The sequence below is a fragment of the Paenibacillus darwinianus genome, assembly GCF_000598065.1.
In the GTDB taxonomy this organism is placed as follows: Bacteria; Bacillota; Bacilli; order Paenibacillales; family Paenibacillaceae; genus Paenibacillus_I; species Paenibacillus_I darwinianus.
The window spans coordinates 12,668-18,711 of record NZ_KK082137.1; the positions used below are offsets into that span (position 1 = coordinate 12,668).

Consider the following 6,044-nt stretch of genomic DNA (forward strand, 5'->3'; position numbering starts at 1 on the left):
CTCGCGCAAGCCGCAGCTTCAAATACGCGACCTGCGGGTGCCCCACGTTCAGGTGTATGACGGAAGGGGAGCGCGCGACAAGCGCAGGGCGCTTCAACAGCTGTTCGAAGCGGCCGGAGCGCTGCCGGAGACGGGTCCGGAAAGCGGCGTGCCGCGCGCCGTAGCTGTGCTGCTTGGATCGGATCCGGGCTGGCTGGAGGCGGCGTCCGCGTACGAAACGGCTATCTCCTCCCCGAACGGGAACGGAAAACGGCTGTTCCGCTACGACGAATGGCCGGCGGAAGGCCTGGACTGCTCCACGCTTGTGCTTCTTGATCGACCGTCGTGCCCGGACAGCTTCGCGGCGATCGTGCGTTCATGCGCGTCGCTGGAGCAGTTGCATGCGTTATATGATACCGCGAAGGGACGGGACATTCGATTTCCGGAGCGGACGGATTTCGGCAGTGTCTACCAACTGCTCCGGCGAATGAATCGCGATACGCTGCCGATAGAGGAAGCGCTCGCCGCTGCGGCCCGGACGGGCTGGCCGGCGGAGACGCTCGGGATGATGCTGGATGTGTTTGCGGACCTTGGCTTCCTGAAAATTTCCGATGGCCGTATCCGGTTGGCGCCCAACCCCGAGCGGCGGGAGCTTGCTTCCTCACCGATCTACGATAAGGCGAAACGCGCGGCCGACGCCGAACGGCTGTGGTCGGCGCCATGCGCCGAGCTGACGGACTGGATCATGCGCATTCGGGCGAAAACGTCATTGACGGGATCTTTATAAATTTGATAGATGAAGCAGGAGGAATACAAAATGAATTTTAAAGACTATATCCGGGTTATCCCCGATTTTCCGCAGCCGGGCATCCGGTTTAAGGACATTACGACACTGCTGAAGGACGGCGAGGCTTACCGCGCGGCGATCGATGCAATCCGCGACGGCATCAGCCACCTAGAGATCGATCTGATCGCCGGTCCGGAGGCGCGGGGCTTCGTCATCGGCGCGCCGCTCGCACTGTCGCTCGGCGTCGGCTTCGTGCCGATCCGCAAAAGCGGCAAGCTGCCAGGCAAGACGGTGGAAGCATCCTACGATCTTGAGTACGGCAAGGACAAGCTGGCCGTCCACAGCGACGCCATCCAGCCGGGCCAGCGCGTATTGATCGCCGACGACCTGCTCGCGACGGGCGGTACGATCGCGTCGACCGTGAATCTCGTCCGCCAGCTCGGCGGAGAAGTGATTGGAGCCGCCTTCTTGATCGAGCTCGGTTATTTGACGGGCCGGGAGAAGCTCGAGGGCATTGACGTGTTCTCGTTAATTACGTATTAATTGCCAGTCCGATACCATACAACCGAGACAGAGCCCTGCCGACCGCGTCGGCGGGGCTCTGTCCGTCACCGGAAGCCGTCAGGCGACCGGCATGCGAATGAGGGGCCTCACATCGCCGGCAGTTGACGATTGGCCTAGACTACGGGCATAATAATGAGAAAAACTTCTTCCGACGCGTTTCGGGTTAAGGGGCCCGTTTCGGTCGACAACGGATAAAATTCGACGGATATCGAGCTTTCTAAGGCGGCCGGCCGACAGAAGAGAGCTCTTTTGGAAAGGGACGTTCATGGGCATAGAGCAGTTAATCGAAAAGGCAGCGGCCTATATGAAGGAATCAGACCTTGCGCGCATTCGGGATGCCTACGATTTCGCCGACCAAGCCCATCACGGCCAAGTGCGGAAATCGGGCGAGCCTTATATTTTGCATCCGGTTGCGGTTGCCGAAATATTGGTCAACATGCAGATGGATGTCATCTCGATCATCGCCGCCCTTCTGCACGACGTCGTGGAAGATACGACCGTCCCTCTGGAGGAGGTTCGCGTGCGTTTCGGGGAGACGTGCGCCATGCTCGTCGACGGCTTGACCAAGCTGGAGAAAATTCAATTCCGTTCCAAGGAAGAGCAGCAGAATGAGAACTATCGTAAAATGTTCGTCGCAATGGCGCAGGATATTCGCGTCATTCTGATCAAGCTCGCCGACCGGCTGCATAATATGCGCACGCTCAAATTTCAATCCGAGGAGGCGCAGCGGAGGATCGCATACGAGACGCTGGAGATTTTCTGCCCGATCGCCCACCGGCTTGGTATTTCGGCCATCAAATGGGAGATGGAGGACATCGCCCTCCGCTATTTGAATCCGCAGCAGTATTACCGGATCGCCAACCTGATGAAAAAGAAGCGGGCGGAGCGGGAGCGGCACATCGAGGACGTGATCGCCAAAATCCGCGAGAAGCTGAGCGAAATGGGCGTCGTCGGCGACATTTCCGGCCGGCCCAAGCATTTATACAGCATCTATAAGAAAATGACAGACAAAAATAAGCAGTTCAATGAAATCTATGATTTGCTGGCCATCCGGATCATCGTTGACAATATCAAGGATTGTTATGCGACGCTCGGCATCATTCATACGTTGTGGAGACCGATGCCGGGACGCTTCAAGGATTATATCGCGATGCCGAAGGCCAACATGTATCAATCGCTGCATACCACGGTAATCGGTCCGAACGGCGAGCCGACCGAGGTGCAGATCCGCACCTGGGAGATGCACCAGACCAGCGAATACGGAATCGCGGCCCACTGGGCCTACAAGGAAGGCACCACCGCTGCGGTCGGAGGTTTGGGCGATAAGGTCAAATGGTTCCGCGAAATATTGGAGCTGCAGAACGAGGCGAGCGACGCCTCCGAGTTTATGGAATCGCTCAAAATGGATTTCTTCTCCGACCTGGTGTTCGTATTTACGCCGAAGGGAGAGGTGTTCGAGCTGCCGGCCGGCTCCGTGCCGCTTGATTTCGCTTACCGGATTCATACCGAGGTCGGCAATCGCACGATCGGAGCCAAGGTGAACGGGCGGATCGTGCCGCTCGACCACAAGCTGAAGACCGGGGATATCGTCGAAATATTGACCTCCAAGCATTCGTACGGACCGAGCCAGGATTGGGTGAAGATCGCCCAGTCGTCACATGCGCGCAGCAAAATCAAGCAATGGTTCAAAAAGGAAAAACGCGACGAGAACGTCTCAAAGGGACGGGACATGATCGAGAAGGAGCTTAAGCGGCTGGCTCTTGAGCCTTCCGCTTGGCTTCAGGACGACAAACTGCAGGAGGTCGCGACGAAGTTCACGTTCAACGACGTTGAGGATATGCTGTCCGCAGTCGGCTTCGGCGGCATTACGGCGGCGCAGATCGTCACCAGGCTGACGGAGAAGCTGCGCAAGGAAGCCGAGGAGGCTAACCAGATCGAGCTGACTTCCGAGGTGAAGGAAGTCAGGGCCCCGGGCGGCGACAAGAAGCGCCGTTCGACCGGCGGCATCCGCGTCAGAGGCGTCGATAACATGCTCGTCCGGTTCGCGCGATGCTGCAACCCCGTACCGGGTGACGAGATCGTCGGTTACATTACGCGCGGGCGAGGCGTCTCCGTACACCGCTCCGACTGCAACAACATACCCGCAGGAGGCGATGGCGAGGAAGCCGCGCGTGTCATCGAGGTCGAATGGGAGCAGTCGGTCGAGGCAAATTACGCGGTCGATATCGAAATCCGCGGTCACGACCGCCGGGGGCTGCTCAATGAGGTGCTGCAGGCCGTTTCGGAGACGAAGACGAACATCGCGGCCGTATCCGGCCGTTCGGATAAAAACAAGCTGGCGCTGATCCATATGACGATTCTGATCCGCAACATCGAGCACTTGCAGTCCGTCGTCGAGAAGATCAAGCGGGTGCAGGATATTTTTTCGGTGCAGCGCATTATGCAATAGGTCGGCATTTCAGGCCGGGAAGGTCAGGGGGTTACTGTGAGAATTGTGGTGCAGCGCTGCAAATCGGCTGCGGTGACCGTCAACGGCGAGACGGTAGGAGCCATCGGCTCCGGGCTGCTGTTGCTGGTCGGCGTGACGCATGAAGATACGGAGAAAGATGCCCAGTGGCTGGCCGATAAGCTTGTCGGGCTGCGCATTTTCGAGGACGATCAGGGGAAAATGAACCTCTCGGTGGCCGATACTGGCGGCGAGGTGCTCTCGGTATCGCAGTTCACGCTCTACAGCGACTGCCGGACGGGCAAACGTCCGAGCTTCATGGCCGCGGCCAGGCCCGAGCTGGCGGAGCCGCTGTATGAGACGTTCAATGCGATGCTGCGCGCCAAAGGGCTGCGGGTGGAGACCGGCCGATTCGGGGCGATGATGGACGTCTCGCTCGTCAACTGGGGACCGGTGACGCTGATCGTCGACAGCCGGGGGAAGTAAAGTGCCGGATTACCCGCACCGGTTAATGGCAACAATAGATGGCAAATGGACATTCGCGCCTTGGCGCGGGTCGAAAGGAGCCGATGGGCTGGTCATGCGTCAATCGTGGAAGGAACAGAGGGTCGAGCGGGCGGCTGCCGGCATGCTTCATATGGAGCGCCGGGAGGCGCTCACGTGGTTGGAGGGGACCGGAAGAACGGCTGCCGATTGGCCGGGCGGCCACCACGTCCGTAGGGAGGAGCCCTCCGCCGGTGTATGACGGGGTTGGTGGGCCTAGCAGCGTTGGAACACACGCCGGAGCTGCGCGCGCACGGGAGAGCGGGGGAGCACCGTAGCCGGCTGCGGCTTGCTGCGCACGATGTCGGAAAACGCTTTATTTTTTGTAATATTATTGTAATCTGTTTCACATGATTTTTTAACATCGCTTGATTATAATCAAATTCGACCCCCTTTTTTATAGGATATATACTTTTGAACCTGCGACTTCGTGTTGCAGGTTATTTTCTTTTACCGGGCATTGTCCGGATCGGGCGCCGATTTCGGGCGGCCGATTTCTTGACTTTACAGGACCGGGACGGTAAAATTTATTAATCAGCTTATCGGCAGCGGTCGGTAAGCGGCCATATCCATCGATTCGATGACGGGACCAAGTAATCCGGATTCGCGTACCCAGAGAGAGGCGCCTTGGCTGCAAGCGTCTTGACGGCGAACGGACGAAAGAACCTCCCCGAGAACGGCCGGTGAACGGCCGGGCGGCGACGCCCGGCATCAATAGCCGGCGCGCGCACGACGGGCGTTAACCGTTAGAGCGGAACCGCAGCGCAAGGCAGGCGGCGGCTTCCGGAATGTGGGTGGTACCGCGTGAGCATGCAAATCTCTCGTCCCTAACGAACGTTGGCGCGTTCGCTAGGACGAGGGATTATTTTTTTGCCGACAGGAGGAACTATCATGGGCTTTCAGAAGCCGCCGGGAACGCAGGATTTGCTGCCCGGAGCGGTAGAGAAGTGGCAGATCGTCGAAGCGAAGGCACGAGACATTTGCCGCAGATTCAATTTCCGGGAAATCCGGACGCCGATCTTCGAATCGACCGACCTGTTTCAGCGCGGCGTCGGGGAGACGACGGATATCGTCGAGAAGGAAATGTACACGTTCACCGACCGCGGCGACCGCAGCATCACCTTGCGGCCGGAAGGCACGGCAGGCGCGGTGAGGGCGTATGTCGAGAACAAGCTGTATGGGGAGCCGGACGTGACAAAGCTGTATTACATCGGGCCGATGTTCCGCTACGAGCGCCAGCAGGCGGGGCGCTACCGGCAGTTTCACCAGTTTGGGGTGGAGGCGCTCGGCGCCGTCGATCCCGCGCTCGATGCCGAGGTTATCGCGCTTGGGTATACATTCTATAAGGAAGTCGGCCTGAACGGAGTCAGGGTGGAAATCAACTCCGTAGGCACGCCCGCAATCCGCACCGCGTTCAGGGAGCGGCTGCTCGCCTTCCTGGAGCCGAAGCGCGAGCTGCTCTGCAAGGACTGCCGGTCCCGGATGGACCGCAATCCGCTGCGGGTGCTCGATTGCAAGGTCGACCAGCAGCATTTTGAAGGAGCGCCCTCGATACTGGACAGCCTGGATGACGAATGCCGCACGCATTTTGAAGCGCTCCAGGGCCACCTTGGCGCGATGGACATTCCGTTCGTCATCAATCCGAAGCTGGTGCGCGGGCTGGATTATTACACGCACACCGCCTTCGAATACAAAGCGGAGGGCATCGGCGCGATCGATACGATC

The 6,044-nt window shown here is 59.0% G+C and carries 6 protein-coding genes; all 6 read left to right on the plus strand.

The genetic code is table 11. From position 1 onward, the window contains the following. Window positions 1-766 (plus strand): single-stranded-DNA-specific exonuclease C-terminal domain-containing protein (locus tag BG52_RS15905; protein ID WP_036666836.1); only part of this gene is annotated, 766 nt, incomplete at its 5' end. 30 nt (window positions 767-796) lie between these two features. Continuing rightward, complete coding sequence (locus BG52_RS03555; protein WP_036581786.1) at window positions 797-1,309, plus strand: adenine phosphoribosyltransferase; 513 nt, start codon at window positions 797-799, stop codon at window positions 1,307-1,309. 286 nt (window positions 1,310-1,595) lie between these two features. Beyond that, window positions 1,596-3,779, plus strand: a complete 2,184-nt coding sequence (locus tag BG52_RS03560) for a RelA/SpoT family protein (RefSeq protein ID WP_036581783.1) — start codon at window positions 1,596-1,598, stop codon at window positions 3,777-3,779. A 36-nt stretch (window positions 3,780-3,815) separates the two neighbouring features. After that, entirely contained in the window at window positions 3,816-4,262 is a 447-nt protein-coding gene (dtd, locus tag BG52_RS03565) for a D-aminoacyl-tRNA deacylase (protein ID WP_036581781.1), read from the plus strand. 1 nt (window position 4,263) lies between these two features. Next, window positions 4,264-4,521 (plus strand): hypothetical protein, encoded by a 258-nt coding sequence (locus BG52_RS16340; protein WP_036581779.1) that lies wholly within the window; start codon window positions 4,264-4,266, stop codon window positions 4,519-4,521. A gap of 689 nt (window positions 4,522-5,210) precedes the next feature. Continuing rightward, on the plus strand, window positions 5,211-6,044 hold an 834-nt coding region (gene hisS, locus BG52_RS03575; protein ID WP_036666838.1), incomplete at its 3' end, for a histidine--tRNA ligase.